The 19,666-nt window shown below is 75.5% G+C and carries 6 protein-coding genes; 2 read left to right on the plus strand and 4 right to left on the minus strand.

Annotated elements, in window-relative coordinates:
- Nucleotides 1-5: 5 nt before the first annotated feature.
- From ACIBEC_RS28845 to sigK, 4 genes are all read right to left on the minus strand, one after another.
- The gene (locus ACIBEC_RS28845) at nucleotides 6-15,716 is read right to left on the minus strand and encodes a type I polyketide synthase (RefSeq protein WP_396289197.1); all 15,711 of its coding nucleotides are present in this window, start codon (nucleotides 15,714-15,716) and stop codon (nucleotides 6-8) included.
- Nucleotides 15,717-16,206: 490 nt separating this feature from the next.
- The gene (locus ACIBEC_RS28850) at nucleotides 16,207-17,268 is read right to left on the minus strand and encodes a MerR family transcriptional regulator (RefSeq protein WP_360499056.1); all 1,062 of its coding nucleotides are present in this window, start codon (nucleotides 17,266-17,268) and stop codon (nucleotides 16,207-16,209) included.
- Entirely contained in the window at nucleotides 17,262-17,402 is a 141-nt protein-coding gene (locus tag ACIBEC_RS28855; RefSeq protein WP_360499054.1) for a hypothetical protein, read from the minus strand. Before ACIBEC_RS28855 ends, ACIBEC_RS28850 begins: the two co-directional genes overlap by 7 nt.
- A 282-nt stretch (nucleotides 17,403-17,684) precedes the next feature.
- Nucleotides 17,685-18,329 carry an ECF RNA polymerase sigma factor SigK gene (gene sigK, locus ACIBEC_RS28860; RefSeq protein ID WP_396289247.1) on the minus strand — a complete coding sequence of 215 codons (645 nt, stop codon included), beginning with the start codon at nucleotides 18,327-18,329 and terminating at the stop codon, nucleotides 17,685-17,687.
- A 303-nt stretch (nucleotides 18,330-18,632) separates the two neighbouring features.
- On the opposite strand from sigK, the gene ACIBEC_RS28865 reads away from it, so the two are divergent.
- A complete protein-coding gene (locus tag ACIBEC_RS28865; RefSeq protein ID WP_360499053.1) occupies nucleotides 18,633-18,917 on the plus strand; it encodes a hypothetical protein in 285 nt (94 codons plus the stop codon).
- A 229-nt stretch (nucleotides 18,918-19,146) separates the two neighbouring features.
- Nucleotides 19,147-19,578, plus strand: a complete 432-nt coding sequence (locus ACIBEC_RS28870; RefSeq protein WP_360499049.1) for an SRPBCC family protein — start codon at nucleotides 19,147-19,149, stop codon at nucleotides 19,576-19,578.
- The last annotated feature ends 88 nt before the right edge of the window (nucleotides 19,579-19,666 follow it).

A 19,666-nucleotide genomic window follows, 5' to 3' on the forward strand; every position in this document is an offset into this window, starting at 1 on the left:
CGGCGTCAGTTCAGGCCGAGCTCCTCGTCGAGCAGGCTGAACAGCTCGTCGGCGGTGGCCCCGTCGAGTGCGGTGTCCTCGGCGCGGGTCGGCTCACCGGTGGCCGCGGTCCGGGTCTCGGTCCACATCGCCAACAGGGTGCGCAGCCGGGTGGCAACGCTGCGGTGCTCCTCGTCGCCCGGGGTGAGCGCAGCGAGGATCGACTCCAGGCGGTCGAGTTCCGCACCGATCGGCAGCGCCGGGCCCACCGCGGCCTCCTGCTCGCGGGTCTCCTCGCGAAGGTAGGCGGCGAGGGCGGCCGGCGTGGGGTGATCGAAGATCAGCGTGACCGGCAGGCGCAGGCCCGCGGCCGCCCCGAGCCGGTTGCGCAGGTCCACGGCGGTCAGCGAGTCGAAGCCCAGCTCCACGAACCCGCGGGCCGGTTCGATGGCGCTCGCACTGCCGTAGCCGAGCACCCCGGCGACCTGGGCGCGTACCGCGTCCAGCAGGATGCGGTCGCGGTCGCCGTCCGGCAGTCCGCGGACCTGGTCGGCCAGGGTGCTGGGCACCGGCTGTCCGGCCCGGCCGTCGGCGGCCGTCCGTGGAGCGCCGGCCGGGCGGCGGGCCGGCGGTCGGACCAGGCCGCGCAGCAGGTGCGGCACCGCCCCGGGGTCGCCCTGGGCGCGGACGGCGGCGGGGTCGAACCGCATCGGGACGAGGTGGGCGTCCGGCAGCGCGAGCGCCCGGTCGAGCAGGTCCAGCGCCTCGGCTGTGGGCAGCGGGGCGAAGCCGGCCCGGGTCATCCGGGCCACGTCTGCCTCGTCCAGGCTGCCGGACATGCCGCCGGACGGGCCGGCGGAGTCCCCGTCCGGGGCCCACAGGCCCCAGGCGAGCGAGACGGCCGGCAGCCCCCGGTTCCTGCGGTGCCGGGCGAGGGCGTCCAGGAACGCATTTCCTGCGGCGTAGTTGGCCTGCCCGGGGCCGCCCAGCACACCGGCGGAGGAGGAGAAGAGGACGAAGGCCGCGAGATCGAGCCCGGCGGTCAGCTCGTGCAGGTGCCACGCCGCGTCGATCTTGGGGCGCAGCACCGACTCCAGCCGCTCCGGCGTCAGGGCGGTCACCACGCCGTCGTCCAGGACGCCGGCGGTGTGCACGACACCGGTCAGCGGGTGGGCGGCGGGGACTGCCGCGAGCAGGTCGGCGAGCGCCGCCCGGTCGCCGGTGTCGCAGGCCGTGACGGTCACCTCGGCACCGAGCGCGGCCAGGTCGGCGACCAGGTCCGCCGCCCCGGGGGCGTCGGCGCCGCGCCGGCTGGTGAGCAGCAGGTGCCTGACCCCGTGCCGGGTGACCAGGTGGCGGGCGACCAGCGCACCCAGCGCTCCCGTGCCACCGGTGACCAGAACGGTGCCGTCCGGGGCGAAGGCCGCTGTGCCGCGGTGGTCCTGTCCGTGGTCGGCCGCGACCGACTCCGTGGTGACCGGCTCCGTGGTGACCGGCTCAGCGCTGACCGGCTCGGCGGCGACGGGGACGCGGGCCAGTCGGGGCACCTGCACCATGCCGCGCCGGACGGCGAGCTGCGGCTCGCCGGAGGCCAGGGCGGCCGGGAGAGCGCGGACCGAGTCGGCGTCCTCGTCCAGGTCGACCAGGACGATCCGGCCGGGGTTCTCGCTCTGGGCGGAGCGCAGCAGTCCCCATGCCGGTGCGTGTGCCGGGTCGGCGAGGCCCTCCTCGTCGCCGACGGCGACCGCACCCCGGGTGAGGAGCACCAACCGCGCGTCGGCCGGGCCCTGGTCGGTCGCCCACTGCTGGGCGAGGCGGAGCGCGCGGAGGGCGGCCGCGCGGGCCGCCTCCGGGGTGTCGGAGGCGGGGGCGTCCGTGGCCTGCGTGTCAGTGGTCCGTGTGCCGTCGGGGCGGGCCGGGAAGGCGGGGACGAGCACGGTCGCCGGTGCGGGCGCTCCGGCGGCCACGGCCGCGGTCAGGACGGCGAGTCCGGGGTATCCGGGCAGGTCCTGCCCGTCCGGCCCGACCAGGCCGTCTGCGGTGCCGAGCACCGCCCACGGCTGCCCGTCCGGCGCCGTGTCGGCGACGGCTGCGGGTGCGCCGGGCAGCGCGGTCCACTCGATGCGGAAGAGCGAGTCGTGGAAGGCGTCCCGGGCGGCGTGCAGTTGCTCGGCGGAGGCCGCGCGCAGCACCAGGGTGTCGACGGTGGCGACCGGGTGGCCGTGCTCGTCGGCCAGGTCCAGGGCGACCGCGTCCTGGCCGGCCGGGGCGAGCCGCACCCGCAGCGCGGCCGCGCCCGGGGCGTGCAGCCGTACGCCCGTCCAGGAGAACGGCAGCCGGGGGCGGCTCGGGTCCAGGTCGGCGGCCGGCACCAGGCCGCCGAGGCCGATGCCGTGCAGGGCGGCGTCCATCAGCGCGGGGTGCAGCCCGAATGCGGCGGTCTCCAGTGCGCGGCCGGTCGGTTCGGGGGCGATCTCGGCGAAGAGTTCGCCGTCCAGCCGCCAGGCGCGGCGCAGGCCGCGGAAGGCCGGCCCGTAGTCCAGACCGGCCGCGGCGGTCGCCGCGTACAGGCCGTCGGTGTCGACCGGTTCGGCACCGGCCGGGGGCCAGGCGGTGAGGTCGAGGCCGTCGGCCGGGGCACCGTCGGCCAGCAGGCCGGTGGCGTGGCGGGTCCACGGCTCGTCGGCGGGGACGTCCTCCACCCGGGAGTACAGCGCCAGGGCGCGGCGGCCGTCCGGCTCGGCGGCGGCAACGGTCAGGCGCACCTGGACTCCGCCGCGTTCGGGGAGCACCAGCGGTGCGGCGAGGGTCAGTTCGTCGAGGAGCTCGCAGCCGACCTGGCGGCCGGCGCGGAGCGCGAGTTCGACGAGGGCGGTGCCGGGCAGCACGGTCGAGCCGTGCACGGTGTGGTCGGCCAGCCAGGGCTGGGTCGAGCGCGCGACCCGGCCGGTGAACACCAGCGCTCCGGTGTCGGGGAGTTCGACGGCCGCGCCGAGCAGCGGGTGACCAGCCAGGTCGAGTCCGGCGGAGGCCATGTCCCCGGCGGACAGGCCGGCGTCGAGCCAGTAGCGCTCCCGCTGGAAGGCGTAGGTGGGCAGGTCGATCCGGCGGGCACTCCCGGGGCCGGCGAGGAGCGCCGACCAGTCGACGTCGGCGCCCCGGACGTGGAGTCCGGCGAGGGCGGTGGCCAGGGCTCGGGGCTCGGGCCGGCCCCGGCGCAGGGCAGGCAGGAAGGCGGGGCCGGTGCCGGTGACGCAGTCCTGCCCGAGGGCGCTGAGGACGCCGTCGGGGCCGAGCTCCAGGTAGCGGGTGGCGCCTTCGGTCTCCAGGGCCCGGACGGCGTCGTGGAAGCGGACGGCCTCGCGGACGTGCCGCACCCAGTACTCGGGGTCGGTCAGCTCGGTCGAAACGAGCGAGCCGGTCAGGGTGGAGGCGATCGGGATCCGCGGCGCCTCGTACGCCACCTGCTCCGCAACGGCCCGGAAGTCGTCGAGCATGCCGTCCATCAGCGGAGAGTGGAAGGCGTGGCTGACGGTCAGTCGTTTGGTGCGGCGGCCGTCGGCGGCGAGCTTCTCGGCGATCTCGACCACAGCGGTCTCGGCACCCGAGATCACCACGGACGTCGGGCCGTTGACCGCGGCGATGCCGACACCATCGGTCAGCAGCGGCAGCACCTCGTCCTCCGCCGCTTCGACGGCGACCATCGCGCCCCCGGGCGGCAGCGCCTGCATCAAGCGGCCACGCGCCGCGATCAGCAGCGCCGCGTCGGGGAGCGAGAACACCCCGGCGACGTGTGCGGCGGCCAGCTCGCCGATCGAGTGACCGGCGAGCAGGTCGGGCCGGACGCCGAAGGCCTCCGCCAACCGGAAGAGCGCCACCTCCAAGGCGAACAGGGCGGGTTGGGTGTACGCCGTCTCGTCGATCAGCTCGGCGTCCGCGATCGCCTCGCGCAGCGGACGCTCCAGGTGGCGGTCCAGCTCCCTGCAGACGGCGTCGAAGGCCTCGGCGAACACCGGGAAGGCCGCGAACAGTTCCTCGCCCATGCCGGCCCGCTGGCTGCCCTGGCCGGTGAACAGGAAGGCGGTGCGGCCGGGCGCGGCCGCACCGCGGACCAGACCGGGTGCCTCGGCGCCCTCGGCCAGGGCGGCCAGGGCCGCCAGGAGTTCGTGCCCGGCGGCGACCAGGACGGCCCGCTGCTCCAGGGTGGCGCGGGTGGTCGCCAGTGCGTGGCCGACCTCCTCCGGGGACGGCTCGGGGTGGCCGGTCAGGTGCGCCAGCAGGCGGGCAGCCTGGCCACGCAGGGCGGTCTCCCCCTTGGCGGAGAGCGGCCAGGCGAGGACGGGTGGCTGCGCCGGGACGGGCGGCTGCCCGTCTGCGGCCGCGGCAGACGAGGTCTCCGGGGCCTGCTCCAGGACGGTGTGGGCGTTGGTGCCGCTGATGCCGAAGGAGGAGACGGCGGCGCGGCGCGGGCGGCCGGTCTCCGGCCACGGCACGGAGTCGGTGAGCAGCGCGACCGCGCCCGCCGCCCAGTCCACGTGCGGCGAGGGCGCGTCCACGTGCAGCGTCCGCGGCAGCACGCCGTGGCGCATCGCCATCACCATCTTGATCACACCGGCCACACCGGAGGCGGCCTGGGTGTGGCCGAGGTTGGACTTCACCGAGCCGAGCCACAGCGGCCGGTCGTCGGTGTGGTCCTGGCCGTAGGTGGCGAGCAGGGCCTGCGCCTCGATCGGATCGCCGAGGGTGGTGCCGGTGCCGTGCGCCTCCACCGCGTCCACCTCGTCGGGGGTGAGCCGGGCGTCGGCGAGGGCCTGCCGGATGACCCGCTGCTGGGAGGGGCCGTTGGGGGCGGTGAGGCCGTTCGAGGCGCCGTCCTGGTTGATCGCCGAGCCGCGGACGACCGCCAGCACCGGATGGCCGTTGCGGCGGGCGTCCGAGAGGCGCTCGACGAGCAGCATGCCCGCGCCCTCGCCCCAGCCGGTGCCGTCCGCCGCCGCGGCGAAGGACTTGCAGCGGCCGTCCTCGGCGAGGCCGCGCTGGCGGCTGAACTCCACGAATGTGCCGGGGGTGAACATCACCGTGACACCGCCGGCCAGCGCCATCGTGCACTCGCCGCTGCGCAGTGCCTGGACGGCCAGGTGCAGGGCGACCAGCGAGGAGGAGCACGCCGTGTCGACGGTGACCGCCGGGCCCTCCAGACCGAAGGTGTAGGCGACGCGGCCGGAGACGACGCTGCTGGAACTGCCGGTGCCGAGGTAGCCCTCGACCTCGTCGGGGGCGGCGCGCAGCCGGGTGCCGTAGTCGTGGTACATCACGCCGGCGAAGACGCCGGTACGGCTGCCGCGCACGGTGGCCGGGTCGATGCCGGCCCGCTCGAAGACCTCCCAGGCGGTCTCCAGCAGCAGCCGCTGCTGCGGGTCCATGGCGAGCGCCTCGCGCGGCGAGATGCCGAAGAACGCCGGGTCGAAGTCGGCGGCGTCGTGCAGGAAGCCGCCCTCGCGGGTGTACGAGGTACCGGGGTGGTCGGGGTCGGGGTGGTACAGCGCGTCGAGGTCCCAGCCGCGGTCGTCGGGGAAGCCGGAGATACCGTCCCGGCCGCCCGCGACGAGCTGCCAGAGCGCCTCGGGCGAGTCGATGTCGCCGGGGTAGCGGCAGGCCATCCCGACGATCACGATCGGGTCGTCGTCGAGCCCGGTGGCGGCCACGGCGGGTGCGTGGCCGGCCGGATCGGGGCGGTCGCCGAGGAGTTCGGCGCGCAGGTGGACGGCGAGCGCGGCGGGGCTGGGGTAGTCGAAGACGAGCGTGGCGGGGAGCCGCAGGCCGCTCGCCGCGCCGACCTGGTTGCGCAGTTCGACGGCGGTCAGCGAGTCGAAGCCGAGCTCCTTGAACGCCCGTTCGGCGTCGACGGCGGCGGCGTTCGGGTAGCCGAGGACGGCGGCGACCCGGCCGCGGACGAGGTCGAGCAGCTCGCGTTCCTGGTCGGCGGGGCTCAGTGCGGCGAGCCGGTCGGCGAGCTGCCCGGCGGCGCCGGCCGGGGCCGGCCCGTCGGCGGTGCGGACGGCTCGGCGCAGCGGGGCGCGGACCAGGCTGCGCAGCAGCGGCGGGACCTGCCCGTCGGCGGCCCTGCTCCGCAGGACGGCGGTGCTGATCCGCATCGGGACGAGGACGGCGCCGCCGTCCTGCGCCCGCTGGGCGGCGAGGGCCGCGTCGAACAGGGCCAGGCCCTCGTCGTCGGAGAGCGGACCGAGGCCGGAGCGTTCCATCCGGGCGAGGTCGTTCTCGGTGAGGTGGCCGCTGACGCCGCTGGCCTGCGCCCACAGGCCCCAGGCCAGCGAGGTGGCGGGCAGGCCGCGGGCGCGGCGGTGCTCGGCGAGGGCGTCCAGGGCGGCATTGGCGGCAGCGTAGTTGCCCTGGCCGGGGCCGCCGAAGAGGCCGGCTGCGGAGGAGAAGAGCACGAAGGCGGCGAGGTCGAGCCGGGCGGTCAACTCGTGCAGGTGCCGGGCGCCGTCGGCCTTCGGGCGCAGGACGGCGTCCAGCCGGTCGGGGGTGAGTGAGCTGATCACGCCGTCGTCGGTGACGCCGGCGGTGTGGATGACGGCGGTCAGCGGGTGGGCGGCGGGGACGGCGGTGAGCAGGTCGGCGAGCGCCGCCCGGTCACCGGTGTCGCAGGCAGCGACGGTCGCCTCGGCGCCGAGCGCGGCCAGGTCGGCGACCAGGTCCGCCGCCCCGGGGGCGTCGGCGCCGCGCCGGCTGGTGAGCAGCAGGTGCCTGACCCCGTGCCGGGTGACCAGGTGGCGGGCCACCAGTGCACCGAGCGCGCCGGTACCACCGGTGACCAGGACGGTGCCGTCGGGGTCGAGGGCGGGCGGCCCGGACTCGGCCGCGGGGACGGCGACCCGGGTCAGCCGCAGGGCGTGCGGGGTGCCGCTGCGCACGGCGAGCTGCGGTTCCCCGGCGTCGAGGGCGGCGGGGAGGACGCGGGCGGAGGCCGGGTCGCCGTCGAGGTCGACCAGGCTGATCCGTCCGGGGTTCTCGGTCTGCGCGGAGCGGACGAGTCCCCAGGCGGCGGCGTGCGCCGGGTCGAAGACGTCCGGGTCCTCGGCGGTGGCGACGGCGCCGCGGGTGAGCACCACCAGGTGGCCGTCGGCGGTCCGCTCGTCGGCGAGCCAGCCCTGGACGAGGGCGAGCACCCGGTGGAGCGCGCCGGCGGTCGCCGCCGGGGCCGGGTCGGCGGGCGGCAGGCAGGGGGCGAGCACCACGTCGGGGACAGGGCCCGCCGCGGCGAGCGCGGCCAGATCGGGGTGGTGCTCCACAGGGAGGCCGAGGCCGGCCGGGGCGTCGCCGCCGAGCACGGCCCAGCGCTCGCCCCCGGCGGCCGCAGGCTCGCCGAGGGGCAGCGCGACCCACTCCGGGCGGAACAGCGACTCGTGGTGGAGGGCCTGCGCGGCGTTCACCTGCTCGGCGGTCACCGGCCGCAGGACCAGCGCGTCGACCGTGGCGACGGGCCGGCCGTCCTCGTCGTCCAGGCGCAGGGTGACGCCGTCCGTGCCGTGCGGGGTGACCCGGGCGCGGAGGGCGGCTGCCCCGGCGGCGTGCAGCCGCACGCCCGTCCAGGAGAACGGCAGGCCGGCCTGCCAGTCGGCGCCGTCGGCGACGGTCAGGCCGAGGGTGTGCAGCGCGGAGTCCAGCAGCGCGGGGTGCAGCCCGAAGCGGGCGGCGTCGGCCTCGGCCTGCTGCGGCAGGCGCAGTTCGGCGTACACCTCGCCCTCGTGCCGCCAGGCGCGGTGCAGGCCCTGGAAGGCCGGGCCGTAGTCGAAGCCCACCGCGACCATGGCCTCGTAGCGGCCCGCCAGGTCGGCCGCGACGGCGCCCTCGGGCGGCCAGGGGCCGGGCGCGGGGGCGGGCGCGGGGGTGCCGGCCGTGGCGAGCACCCCGGTAGCGTGTCGGGTCCACGGCTCCTCGGCGGGGAGGTCCTCGCGGCGGGAGTGCAGGCTGAAATCGCGGCGGCCGTCGGGGGCGGGTGCGCCGAGGGTGAGCCGCAGCTGGACACCGCCCTGCGGGGGCAGCACCAGCGGTGCGGCGAGGGTGAGTTCCTCCAGCAGGTCGCAGCCGACCTGGTCGCCGGCCCGCAGGGCGAGTTCGACGAAGGCGGTCCCGGGCAGCAGCACCGAACCCATCACGGTGTGGTCGGCCAGCCAGGGGTGGGTGCTCAGGGCGAGCCGCCCGGTGAACACCAGCCCGCCGGAGTCCGGGAGTTCGGCGGCGGCGCCGAGGAGCGGATGGCCGGTGGCGCCGAGACCCGCCAGGGTGACGTCGCCCGCGTCCGCCGGCGGGACGTTCGGCCAGTAGCGCTCGCGCTGGAAGGCGTAGGTGGGCAGGTCGACCCGGCGGGCTCGCTGCCCGGCGAGGACCGCGGGCCAGTTCGGGTTCGCTCCGCGCACGTACGCCTCGGCGAGCGCGGCGGTGAGCGTCTGCTGTTCCGGTCGGCCGTGGCGCAGCGTGGGCAGGAAGGCGGCCGGTCCGGTGGCGCTCTCCTGCGCGAGGGCGCTGAGGACGGCATCGGGGCCGAGCTCCAGGTAGGTGCCGACGCCCTGGGTGTCGAGCGCCCGGACGGCGTCGGCGAAGCGGACGGCTTCCCGGACGTGGCGCACCCAGTACTCGGGGTCGGTGAGTTCGGCGGACGCGGGGGCTCCGGTGAGCGTGGAGACGATCGGGATGCGGGGCGTCCCGTACCGCAGCTGGGCGGCGACCGTGCGGAATTCCGTCAGCATGCCGTCCATCAGTGGCGAGTGGAAGGCGTGACTGACAGTCAGCCGCTTGGACTTGCGGTCCGTCAGCTGCTCCATGACGGCCCGGACGGCGTCCTCGGCGCCCGACAGCACCACGGACGCGGGCCCGTTGACCGCGGCGATGCCGACGCCCCCGGTCAGCAGCGGCAGCACCTCCGCCTCGGTCGCCTCGACGGCCACCATCGCGCCGCCGCGCGGCAGCGCCTGCATCAGCCGGCCACGGGCCGCCACCAGTTGCGCCGCGTCCGACAGCGAGAACACGCCGGCCACGTGTGCGGCGGCGATCTCGCCGACCGAGTGGCCGGCGAGCACGTCCGGGTGCAGTCCCCAGGCCTCCAGCAGGCGGAACAGGGCCACCTCGACGGCGAACAGCGCCGGCTGGGCGCACGCCGTCTCGTTGATCGACTCGGGGTCGGCGATCGCCTCGCGCAGCGGGCGGTCCAGCAGCGGATCGAGCTCCGCGCAGACCTCGTCGAAGGCGTGCGCGAACACCGGGTGGGACGCGTGGAGTTCCGCACCCATTCCGGCCCGCTGACTGCCCTGGCCGGTGAACAGGAAGGCGGTCCGGCCGAGCGCCGCGGTACCGCGGACCAGGCCGGGCGCCTCGGCGCCTTCGGCGAGGGCGGTGAGCGCGGCCTGCCGGGCGGACGGGTCCGCTCCGGTGATCAGGGCCCGGTGTTCGAAGGCGGCGCGGGTGGTGGCCAGGGAGTGGCCGAGGTCGGCCGGGTCCAGGGCGGGCCGCTCGGCGAGCAGCGCCGACAGCCGGGCCGCCTGGCCGCGCAGCGCCTCGGTGCTGCGGGCCGAGAGCGGCCAGAGCACGGCCGTCGGCGCAGCGTCCCCAGCCGCGGGTTCGGGCTTGGGCTCGGGTTCGGGCTCGGGCGCGGGTTCGGGCTCGGGGGCCGGGGCCTGTTCCAGGACGGTGTGCGCATTGGTGCCGCTGACGCCGAAGGAGGAGACGCCGGCCCGGCGGGGCCGTCCGCTCTCGGGCCAGGGACGGGCCTCGGTGAGCAGTTCGACGGCGCCGGACGCCCAGTCGACGTTCGGCGACGGCTCGTCCACGTGCAGGGTCCGCGGCAGGACGCCGTGGCGCATCGCCATGACCATCTTGATGATGCCGGCGACGCCGGCGGCGGCCTGGGTGTGGCCGAGGTTGGACTTCACCGAGCCGAGCCAGAGCGGCTGTTCGGCCGGCCGGTCCTGGCCGTACGTGGCGAGCAGTGCCTGGGCCTCGATCGGGTCGCCGAGCGCGGTGCCGGTGCCGTGCGCCTCGACCGCGTCGACCTCATGGCCCGACAGGCCCGCCGCGGCGAGTGCCTGGCGGATCACCCGCTGCTGGGAGGGCCCGTTCGGGGCGGTCAGACCGTTGGACGCGCCGTCCTGGTTGACGGCGGAGCCGCGGACCAGGGCCAGCACCTGGTGCCCGTTGCGCTGCGCGTCGGAGAGCCGCTCGACCAGCAGCAGGCCGACGCCCTCGCCCCAGCCGGTGCCGTCCGCGCCCGCGGCGAAGGCCTTGCAGCGCCCGTCCGCGGCCAGGCCGCGCTGGCGGCTGAAGTCGATGAAGTTGCCGGGCGTGGACATCACGGTGACGCCGCCGGCGAGCGCCAGTTCGCACTCACCCGAGCGCAGCGCCTGGACGGCCCAGTGCAGGGCGACCAGCGAGGAGGAGCAGGCGGTGTCGACGGTGACCGCCGGACCCTCCAGGCCGAGGGTGTACGCGATCCGGCCGGAGAGCACACTGGCCGCGTTGCCGGTGCCGAGGAATCCCTCGGAGCCGTCCGGGGCGCTGACCACGAGCGGCAGGTAGTCCTGGCCGTTGGTGCCCGCGAAGACTCCGGTGCGGCTGCCGCGCAGGGTGGTCGGGTCGATGCCGGCCCGTTCGATCGCCTCCCAGGCGGTCTCCAGCAGCAGCCGCTGCTGCGGGTCCATCGCCAGCGCTTCGCGCGGCGAGATGCCGAAGAAGCCGGGGTCGAACGCGCCGGCGTCGGCGAGGAAGCCGCCCTCGCGAACGTAGCTGGTGTCCGGGTGGTCCGGGTCGGGGTGATAGACGGCGTCGAGGTCCCAGCCGCGGTCGCCGGGGAAGGGCACCAGCGCGTCGGAGCCGTCGGCGAGCAGCCGCCACAGCGCCTCGGGCGAGTCCACGCCGCCGCCGAACCGGCAGCTCATGCCGACGATCGCGATCGGCTCGTCGTCCGCGGCGGCGCTCCCGGTGCGCTCGGGTTGCCCGGCCGCAGGGGCCGCAGCGCCGAGCAGTTCGGCACGGAGCAGGTCGGCGAGAGCCGTCGCATTGGGGTGGTCGAAGACGAGGGTGGCGGGCAGCCTCAGGCCCGTGAGCGCGACCAGCACGTTGCGCAGCTCGACGGCGGTCAGCGAGTCGAATCCCAACTCTCGGAAGGCCCTGGCGGGTTCGACGTCCTGCGGTCCGGCGTGGCCGAGCACGGCGGCGACCTGGGTGCGGACGAAGTCCAGCGCCATGCGCGGCCGTTCGCTCTCCGCTGCCGCGGCCAGCCGCTGCTGGAAGGTGGCGCCGCCGGACTGCTCGCCGTACTCGCTGTCGGCGGCGGCCATGGCCTGCAGCGCCTCGGGCAGCTCGTCGAAGAGCGTGCTGGCGCGGATGCCGGTGAACTGGGGTGCGAAGCGGTCCCAGAGCACGTCGACCACGAGGGAGAAGGTCTCGTCGAGGTCGAGGGCGTGCTGCATGGCGGCGATAGCGGTGGCCGGGTCGAGCGCCGGGACGCCGCCGCGGCGCAGCCGGTCCTTGACGGTGTCGTCGACCGCCATGCCGCCCTGCGCCCAGGCGCCCCAGGCCATCGCGGTGGCGGGCAGGCCGGCGGCGCGGCGCTGCTCGGCGAGGGCGTCCAGGAAGGCGTTGGCGGCCGCGTAGTTGCCCTGGCCGGGCCCACCGAAGGTGCCGGCGAAGGAGGAGAACATGACGAACGCCGAGAGGTCGAGCTCCCGGGTGAGTTCGTGCAGGTTGACGGCGGCGTCGACCTTGGGGCCGAGCACCCCGGCGAGTCGCTGCGGGGTGAGGGCGTCCAGCACGCCGTCGTCCAGCACGCCGGCCGCGTGGACGACGGTGGTCAGCGGGTACTGCTCGGGGATGTCGGCCAGCAGGCCGGCGAGCGCGGCGCGGTCGGTGACGTCGCAGGCGGCGACGGTCACCCGAGCGCCCAGGGCGGTGAGTTCGGCCTCCAGCTCGGTCACGCCGGCGGCGTCGCGGCCGCGGCGGCTCGTCAGCACCAGGTGCTCGGCGCCGCGGCCGGCCAGCCAGCGGGCGACGTGGGCGCCGAGCGCGCCGGTACCGCCGGTGACCAGGGCGGTTCCGCGCGGCGACCAGCCCTCGGCCGGGGCGTCGGTGCGCGGGGCGCGGACCAGGCGGCGGGCCAGGATCCCGGCGGGGCGGATCGCCAGGTGGTCCTCGGCGCCGAGGCCGGCGAGCACGGCGGCGAGCCGGTCCTGGGCCCGCTCGTCCGGGGTGGGCGGCAGGTCGATCAGGCCGCCCCAGCGGTCCGGGTACTCCTGGACGACGACCCGGCCGAGGCCCCAGACCTGGGCCTGGACGGCGTTCTCCAGCCGGTCCGCACCACCGGTGGTGACCGCGCCCCGGGTGGCGCACCAGAGCGGGGCCTCGATGCCGGCGTCGCCGAGCGCCTGGACCAGGGCGAGCGTCCCGGTCAGTGCGAGCGGCGCGGACGGGTGCTCCGGGTGCGTTCCGGCGGCCAGCGGGAGGAGCGAGAGCACGCCGGTGAACTCTTGCCCCTCAGAGGCGAGTTCGGCGCGCAGAAGATCGGCGAGGGCGGCCCGGTCGGTGGCCGCGGGGTCGACGGCGAGGTGCCGCACGCGCACGCCGCGCCGGGTGAGGGCCGCGGCGGCCGCGGAGCTCCACGCGTCGGTGTCCGCAGCAGCCCCGGCCGGGGTGACGAGCAGCCAGGTGCCGGTGAGCCGCCCGGTCGGCGTGTCCGGGACGGGCCGCCAGGCGATCCGGTAGCGCCAGTCGTCGACGGTCGAGCGCAGCCGGCTGCTGCGGCGCCAGGCGGTCAGTGCGGGCAGGACGGCATGGAGCGGCTGGTCCCCGGCGACGGCCAGGGTCGTGGTGAGCGCTTCCAGGTCGCCGCGCTCGACGGCCGCCCAGAACTGTTCGTCGGCCGGTGAGCCGGCCGTCGCCCCGGCGGCGGCGCCCTCGTCCCACGCCCCTGCGGTGGGCCAGAACCGGCGCTGCTGGAAGGCGTAGGTCGGCAGGTCGACCCGGCGTGCGCCAGTGTCGGCGAAGTACGCCTGCCAGTCGGGCCGGGCCCCGCGCACCTGGAGCCGGGCGAGCGCGGTGGTCAGTGCGCGTGCCTCGGGCCGGTCGGCGCGCAGAGCCGCGGCGAAGGCGGAGTCGCGGTGCCGGGCGTTCTCCTCGCCGAGGGCGGTCAGTGTGCCGCCGGGGCCGATCTCCAGGAACGTCCGGACGCCTTCGGCCTCCAGGGCGCTGACCGCGTCGGCGAAGCGGACGGCCTCCCGGACGTGGCGCACCCAGTACGCGGGGTCGGTCAACTCCTCGGCGGCGAGCGCCCCGGTGAGGGTGGAGACGAGCGGAATCCGCGGGGCCTCGTAGGCGACCTGGTCGGCGACCGTTCGGAAGTCCGCCAGCATGCCGTCCATCAGCGGCGAATGGAAGGCGTGACTGACCGTCAGGCGCGTGGACTTGCGACCCGTCAGCTGCTCCATGACGGCCCGGACGGCATCCTCGGCGCCCGACAGCACCACGGACGTGGGCCCGTTGACCGCGGCGAGGCCGACGCCGTCGGTGAGCAGCGGCAGCACCTCGGCCTCGGAGGCCCGCACCGCCACCATCGCGCCGCCGCGCGGCAGCGCCTGCATCAACCGGCCGCGGGCCGCCACCAGCCGGCACGCGTCCGCCAGCGAGAACACACCCGCCACATGCGCCGCGGCCAGCTCACCGATCGAGTGACCGGCAAGGAAGTCCGGCCGCACACCCCAGGATTCGACGAGACGGAACAGTGCCACCTCCAGCGCGAACAGCGCCGGCTGGGTGTACCCCGTCTCGTTGATCAGCTCCACATCCGCGACCGCCTCACGCAGCGGACGGTCCAACAGCGGGTCCAGTTCAGCGCACACCGCATCGAAGGCCGCCGCGAACACCGGGTAGGAGGCATACAGCTCCCCGCCCATCCCGACCCGCTGACTCCCCTGCCCCGCGAACAGGAACGCCGTCCGGCCCTCGACCGGCGAGCCGAACACCAGGTCGCCCGAACTCCCGTCCGCCGCAAGGACGTCCAGCGCGGCCAGGAGCTCCTCGCGGCCGTCCGCGACCAGCACCGCGCGCTGCTCCAGCGCGGCGCGGCCGGTCGCCAGGGTGTACGCCACGTCCAGCGGACGCAGGTCGGGCGCGGCCGTCAGCCGCTCCCTCAGCCGCGCGGCCTGGGCCTGCAGCGCCGCCTCACCCTTGCCGGAGAGCAGCCAGGGCAGCACGCCGGGCACCGTGTCGGGCCCGTCCGGCGCCTGCTCGGTCTCCGGCGGCGCCTGCTCGATGATGGTGTGGGCGTTGGTGCCGCTGAACCCGAACGAGGAGATGCCGACGCGGCGCGGCGCGCCGGTCTCCGGCCAGTCGCGGGCCTCGGTGAGCAGTTCCACCGTCCCGGCCGACCAGTCGACGTTGCCGGTCGGCCGGTCCACGTGCAGGGTCTGCGGCAGCAGCCCGTGCCGGATCGCCATGACCGACTTGATGACGCCGCCGATGCCGGCCGCGGCCTGGCTGTGACCGATGTTGGACTTCAGCGAGCCGAGGTAGAGCGGGCGGCCCTCGGGCCGGTCCCGGCCGTACGCGTCGATGATCGCCTGCGCCTCGATCGGGTCGCCGAGGGTCGTGCCGGTGCCGTGCGCCTCGACCGCGTCCACCTGGTCGGGCGTCAGCCGCGCGCTGGCCAGCGCCTGGAGGATGACGCGCTGCTGGGAGGGGCCGTTGGGTGCGGTGAGGCCGTTGGACGCGCCGTCCTGGTTGACGGCGGAGCCGCGGACGATCGCCAGCACCGGGTGGCCGTTGCGGCGGGCGTCCGACAGACGCTCCACCAGCACCATGCCGGCGCCCTCGGCCCAGCCGGTGCCGTCGGCCGCTTCCGCGAAGGACTTGCACCGGCCGTCGGTGGCCAGGCCCCGCTGGCGGCTGAAGTCCACGAAGGTGCCGGGGGAGTTCATCACGGTCACCCCGCCGGCCAGGGCGAGCCCGCACTCGCCGTTGCGCAGCGCCTGCACGGCCAGGTGCAGCGCGACCAGGGACGAGGAGCACGCGGTGTCGACGGTGACCGCCGGGCCCTCCAGGCCCAGGCTGTACGCGATCCGGCCGGAGACCACGGAGGCCGCGATCCCGGTGCCGAGGTAGCCCTCGACGTCGTCGGTGGAGCCGAGCAGGACGGTCAGGTAGTCCTGCCCGCTGGTCCCGGCGAAGACACCCGTCCGGGTGCCGTGCAGCGACAGCGGGTCGATGCCGGCCCGTTCGAAGGCCTCCCAGGAGGTCTCCAGCAGCAGCCGCTGCTGCGGGTCCATCGCCAGCGCTTCGCGCGGCGAGATGCCGAACACGGCGGGGTCGAACCGGGCGAGGTCGTGGATGAACCCGCCCTCGCGGGTGTAGCAGGTGCCCGGGTGGTCCGGGTCCGGGTGGTAGAGGTTCTCCAGGTCCCAGCCGCGGTCGGCCGGGAAGCCGGACATCGCGTCGCCGCCCGACGCCACCAGCTGCCACAGGTCCTCGGGCGAGCGGACGCCGCCGGGGTAGCGGCAGCTCATCCCGACGATGGCGATCGGTTCCTGGTCCCTGGCCTCGGCCTCCCGCAGGCGCAGCCGCGTCTGGGCCAGATCGGCCGTCACCCGCTTGAGGTAGCCGCGGAGTGTCTCTTCATTCGCCATCGTTACTGTGACCTCTTTACGGCCTTGCGGCTGCGAGCGGATGTTCACCCCGTGCAGGGCTGTTCCGACCGGGCGGCGGGACGTGGCGGGGTAGCGCCGCGGCGAAGGCGGTCCGGGCAGCCGGAAGGCCCCGGGTGGTCGCCGCTCCGCGCAGGAGCGGGCGCCCCGCCGGAGGCCTCACGGTGTCCGGAGCCCGCGTTCGCCGGCAGGCCCGATCCGCCTGCCGCCCGCGACGCTCCCCAGCTCATCGGAAACCATTTCCGGCGCCACGCTAGGAGTCGCCCCGGGGCCGAACAACCCCTACCACTCCCCTACGAACCGCGGCGCTGCGCCCCCGTTTCGGGAGGTGGGCGGGAGTTCGGCAGCACCGAGAGGGAGCCGGAGGCCCATGAGGCCGACCGCGCCAGGGCTCCCGCTCAGCTGCGAACGGACACGGCACCGACGTGGATCTCCATCGAACTTCCTCGCCGGGGTGCCAGAGCCCGCTGGAAGGGCGGAATCGACGTGAGAGCCGTCGACGGACGCGGGCGGCCGGACTTCAGTCCGTGACCGCCTGTTCGAGGAGGTCGACGGCGCCCGTGAGGGTGGAGGGACTCGCGGTGCCGACCAGAGGCTTGCTGCGGGCCCAGCCGGGGCCTGCGACGACGACCACCGTTCCGTTGCGGGAGCCGCGTGGTCCCCACTTGGTGGCGCCGATACGGCCCACCAGGTCGCGGTCCGCGCTGCGCTGGTCCTGGGACCAGATCATCACGGCCCCCGGGCCGAGCCGGTGGACGGCGTCGAGAAGAGCCCGAGGCGGTACGGCCGCGCCCAGCATGCGGAAGGGAAGAGCACGTTCGGTCAGCGCCGCGGCCGTGGCCTCGAGCGGAAGGGTGTGCAGTTCGGCGGGTGTGGCGGCCAGCAGGACGGGCGGCACGGGCCGGGTGGCGGCCGTTCCCACCGCCACGCCCCGCAGGACGCTGGAGACGTGCCAGGACAGCAGGTGCTCGACCTCGACGTACTGCTCGCCGTCCGCCGCCCACTTGCGGCCCGCGGCACGCAGCGCGGGCATCATGACCTCCGTCCAGGCGTCGATCACCCCGAGCTGCTCGACTGCTTCGCGCAGGATCCTGGCGACCTCCGGCGCATCGAGGCGCACCGCCGCCCGGGCCAGGCCGCGGCATTCGGGGCGTACCGTTCCGACCCGCAAGGCCCGGCTTCCGCCCGGGCCGGGCCCGGGCCGGTCGCCGTCGTGGGAGTGCGTTTCGAGCTGGTGGGCCGCGGGGCGAGGGGGGTCGGCGTGATCGGCGTCATCGGCGGCACCACGCTCGGCCAGGGCCGCGCGGGCGGCTTCGCCCGGTGGTACCCCGCGGGCGGTCAGGCGGCACATGGCCTCCAGGACGGCGATGTCCTGCGGGCTCCAGCGGCGATGGTGTCCGGCCTCTCGGTGAGCGGGGCCGATGCCGTAACGGCGTTCCCAGGAGCGGATCGTGGTCGGGGACACGCCGAGCCGCCGGGCCACGCCCCCGGTCGCCAGGCTCACCTCCTTCAGGGGGTCGGAGGCAGCGGACGGGCCGCTGGCCCGCGGTCCGGCATCGTGCCCGGCGGACGATGTCACCATCCGGCGATCCTCCCTACGGCGAACCCCACGCAGCACAGCACCATGACGGCGATCACCAGCAGGGGAACCCAGCCGGGCCAGGCTGTGCGCAGTTCGACCGACTCCGGATGCCCGAGCACGTCGACGCCTCGCATTCGGGCGTCTCGGTGGGAGGGCTCGCGGGTGCGGGGCGCCCGCCGGTGGGGGTCTGCTGGTCGACTGTCATGATGTCCTCCCGCAGCTGGGAAGTTCGAGGAATCGTAACGCGGTCGTGCTCCGAGCTTCGTTGCGCCAGGGGCCTGCGCACGCGCCGACGATCAGGACTCCGGTCCTTCCGGACCGACGCGCATGCCAGGCGCTCTACGAAACCAATGGTCGTCCTGTCGGCACCGTCGTCCCAATCGCAGCGTTTGCGCAGCGTCGAGGGGAGACCGCCGTCATCGCCACGCCCCTGCCACGCGGCCCGGTCCGGGGACCGAGCCGGACGGCTCCTCGCTCGGCCCGGGACGATCGCCATCGGGCGTGATCGCCGTCCGGAGCCGGATGAGGCCGTCGCGGATCCGGGTCTTGACGGTGCCCAGCGGCACGCCCACCCGGTGGGCGATCTCCCGCTGCGTGTAGCCGCCGTAGTAGGCCAGCACAACTGCCTCACGCTGGGCCGTGCTCAGGTGCGTGAGGGCGGAGCGGACCCGCTGCCGCTCGAGCGAGCGGACCGCCTGCTCGTCCGGCGGATCGTCCTGCGACGGCGCCCGGGAGCCGGCCCGGTGATCGCGCTCGGCGGACGCCTGCGCGGAGCGCACGCGGTCCACCGCCCGGTGGTGCGCGATGGTCAGCACCCACGTCATCACCGACCCGCGCTCGGGCCGGTAGGCGGCGGCGGTACGCCAGACTTCCAGGAGGACCTCCTGGGCGACCTCCTCGGCGTGGGCCGGGCTGCGCAGCGTCCGCTGCGCGACTCCGTACACCGGTCCGGCGACCGCGCGGTACAGCGCCTCGAACGCGGCCTCGTCACCGCGGGCCGCAAGGTTCAGGAGGCGACGCAGGTCCTCGGCCACCGGCACACGGGTGCCGGCCGAGCTCAGACCGTTGTCGGTCGTGGTTTGCGAAGTCACGCCTTCACGGTGCAGCGATGCACTCTCGGAGGCCCAGTCGAGCCGTTTGTGCAGCGTTTTTGCCTCTGGCCGCCGAACGGGCCCGCTTCCGGCGGCTCGCGACGCTCCGAACGACGTGAGGCGCGCCAAACGGAGCCGACCGGCATGCAGTCGCACCCGCCGAACCGCCGGCGACCAGCCGATGCACCAACGATGCGACTGCCGCGGTCCGGGCACCGCTCTCAGAGTGGTAGGGACAGGAACGACCTCACCACAGGCCCTTGGAGGGTAGTCATGCCCATCATCCGTCGGCTCCACGAAGCCGGAATCACCAGCGAACACGCCTACGCGGCGGCGTTCGGGTCCGTCGGCCTGTCCCTGCTGAGCTGGATCGCGTCGATGAAGGCCGAACGGGCCGGCGTCGAACGCGCCGACCGGTGGGGCATCTTCGTCGGCGAGTGGGCACCCACCTTCTTCGGGCTCGGGCTGGCACTCGCCGGCTACGAACGGCAGGCGCCGTCCTCCGCCGCGGGCTCGCGCAGCGCCTGGCTCGACCACCCGAGCGACCAGGCCGGGTAACCGGCCGACCAGCTCCGGCCGGCCCCGCAGGCGACCCCGCGGGGCCGGCCGTTCTCACCGTGCACGACCCGCTCCAACCACCACACCCCGCGGGATCCGTACCCGATGGCCGTCTGCCGTCGCACGTCCGAAGTGGGCGCTCCTCGCCTGCCATCCGAAGACGCGACCGCGACGAAGAAGGGTAGGACGGCCTGCACCGAGACAGGCCGCAACGAACCAGGAGAGCCCGATGATCAGCGTGGAACGCACCATGATCGTCGACCGCCCCGCCGCGGAGGTGTTCCGCTACCTGGCGGACTTCGGGAACACGACCGAGTGGGATCCTGGCACCGAGACCTGCACGCGTCTGGATCCGGGTCCTGTGGTGGAAGGCGCGCGCTGGCGCAACACCTCGTATTTCAGGGGCAGGCGCACCGAACTCGACTATCGCCTGGAACAGTACCGGCCCGACCGGCTGGTGTTCACCGGACACAACCACACCGTCACGGCCACGGACGAGATCACGGTCCGGGCGTCCGAGGGACGCACGCTGCTGGTCTACCGCGCGTCCCTGCGGTTCAACGGCCTCGCGCGTCTGGCCTCACCGTTCCTGCGCGCCGAGTTCGAGCGACTCGCGGACGCAGTGGAACGCCGACTGCCCGTGGTCCTGGCGAGACCGTGACCGACCCACGGAGCGGCGCTGGTTGGCTGCGGTGCTCGTCTCCTCCCACACAGCCGCGTTCGGCCGCGCCGGGGAGACTCCGCTCGCT

The sequence above is a fragment of the Kitasatospora sp. NPDC051164 genome (assembly GCF_044455625.1).
Lineage (GTDB): Bacteria > Actinomycetota > Actinomycetes > Streptomycetales > Streptomycetaceae > Kitasatospora.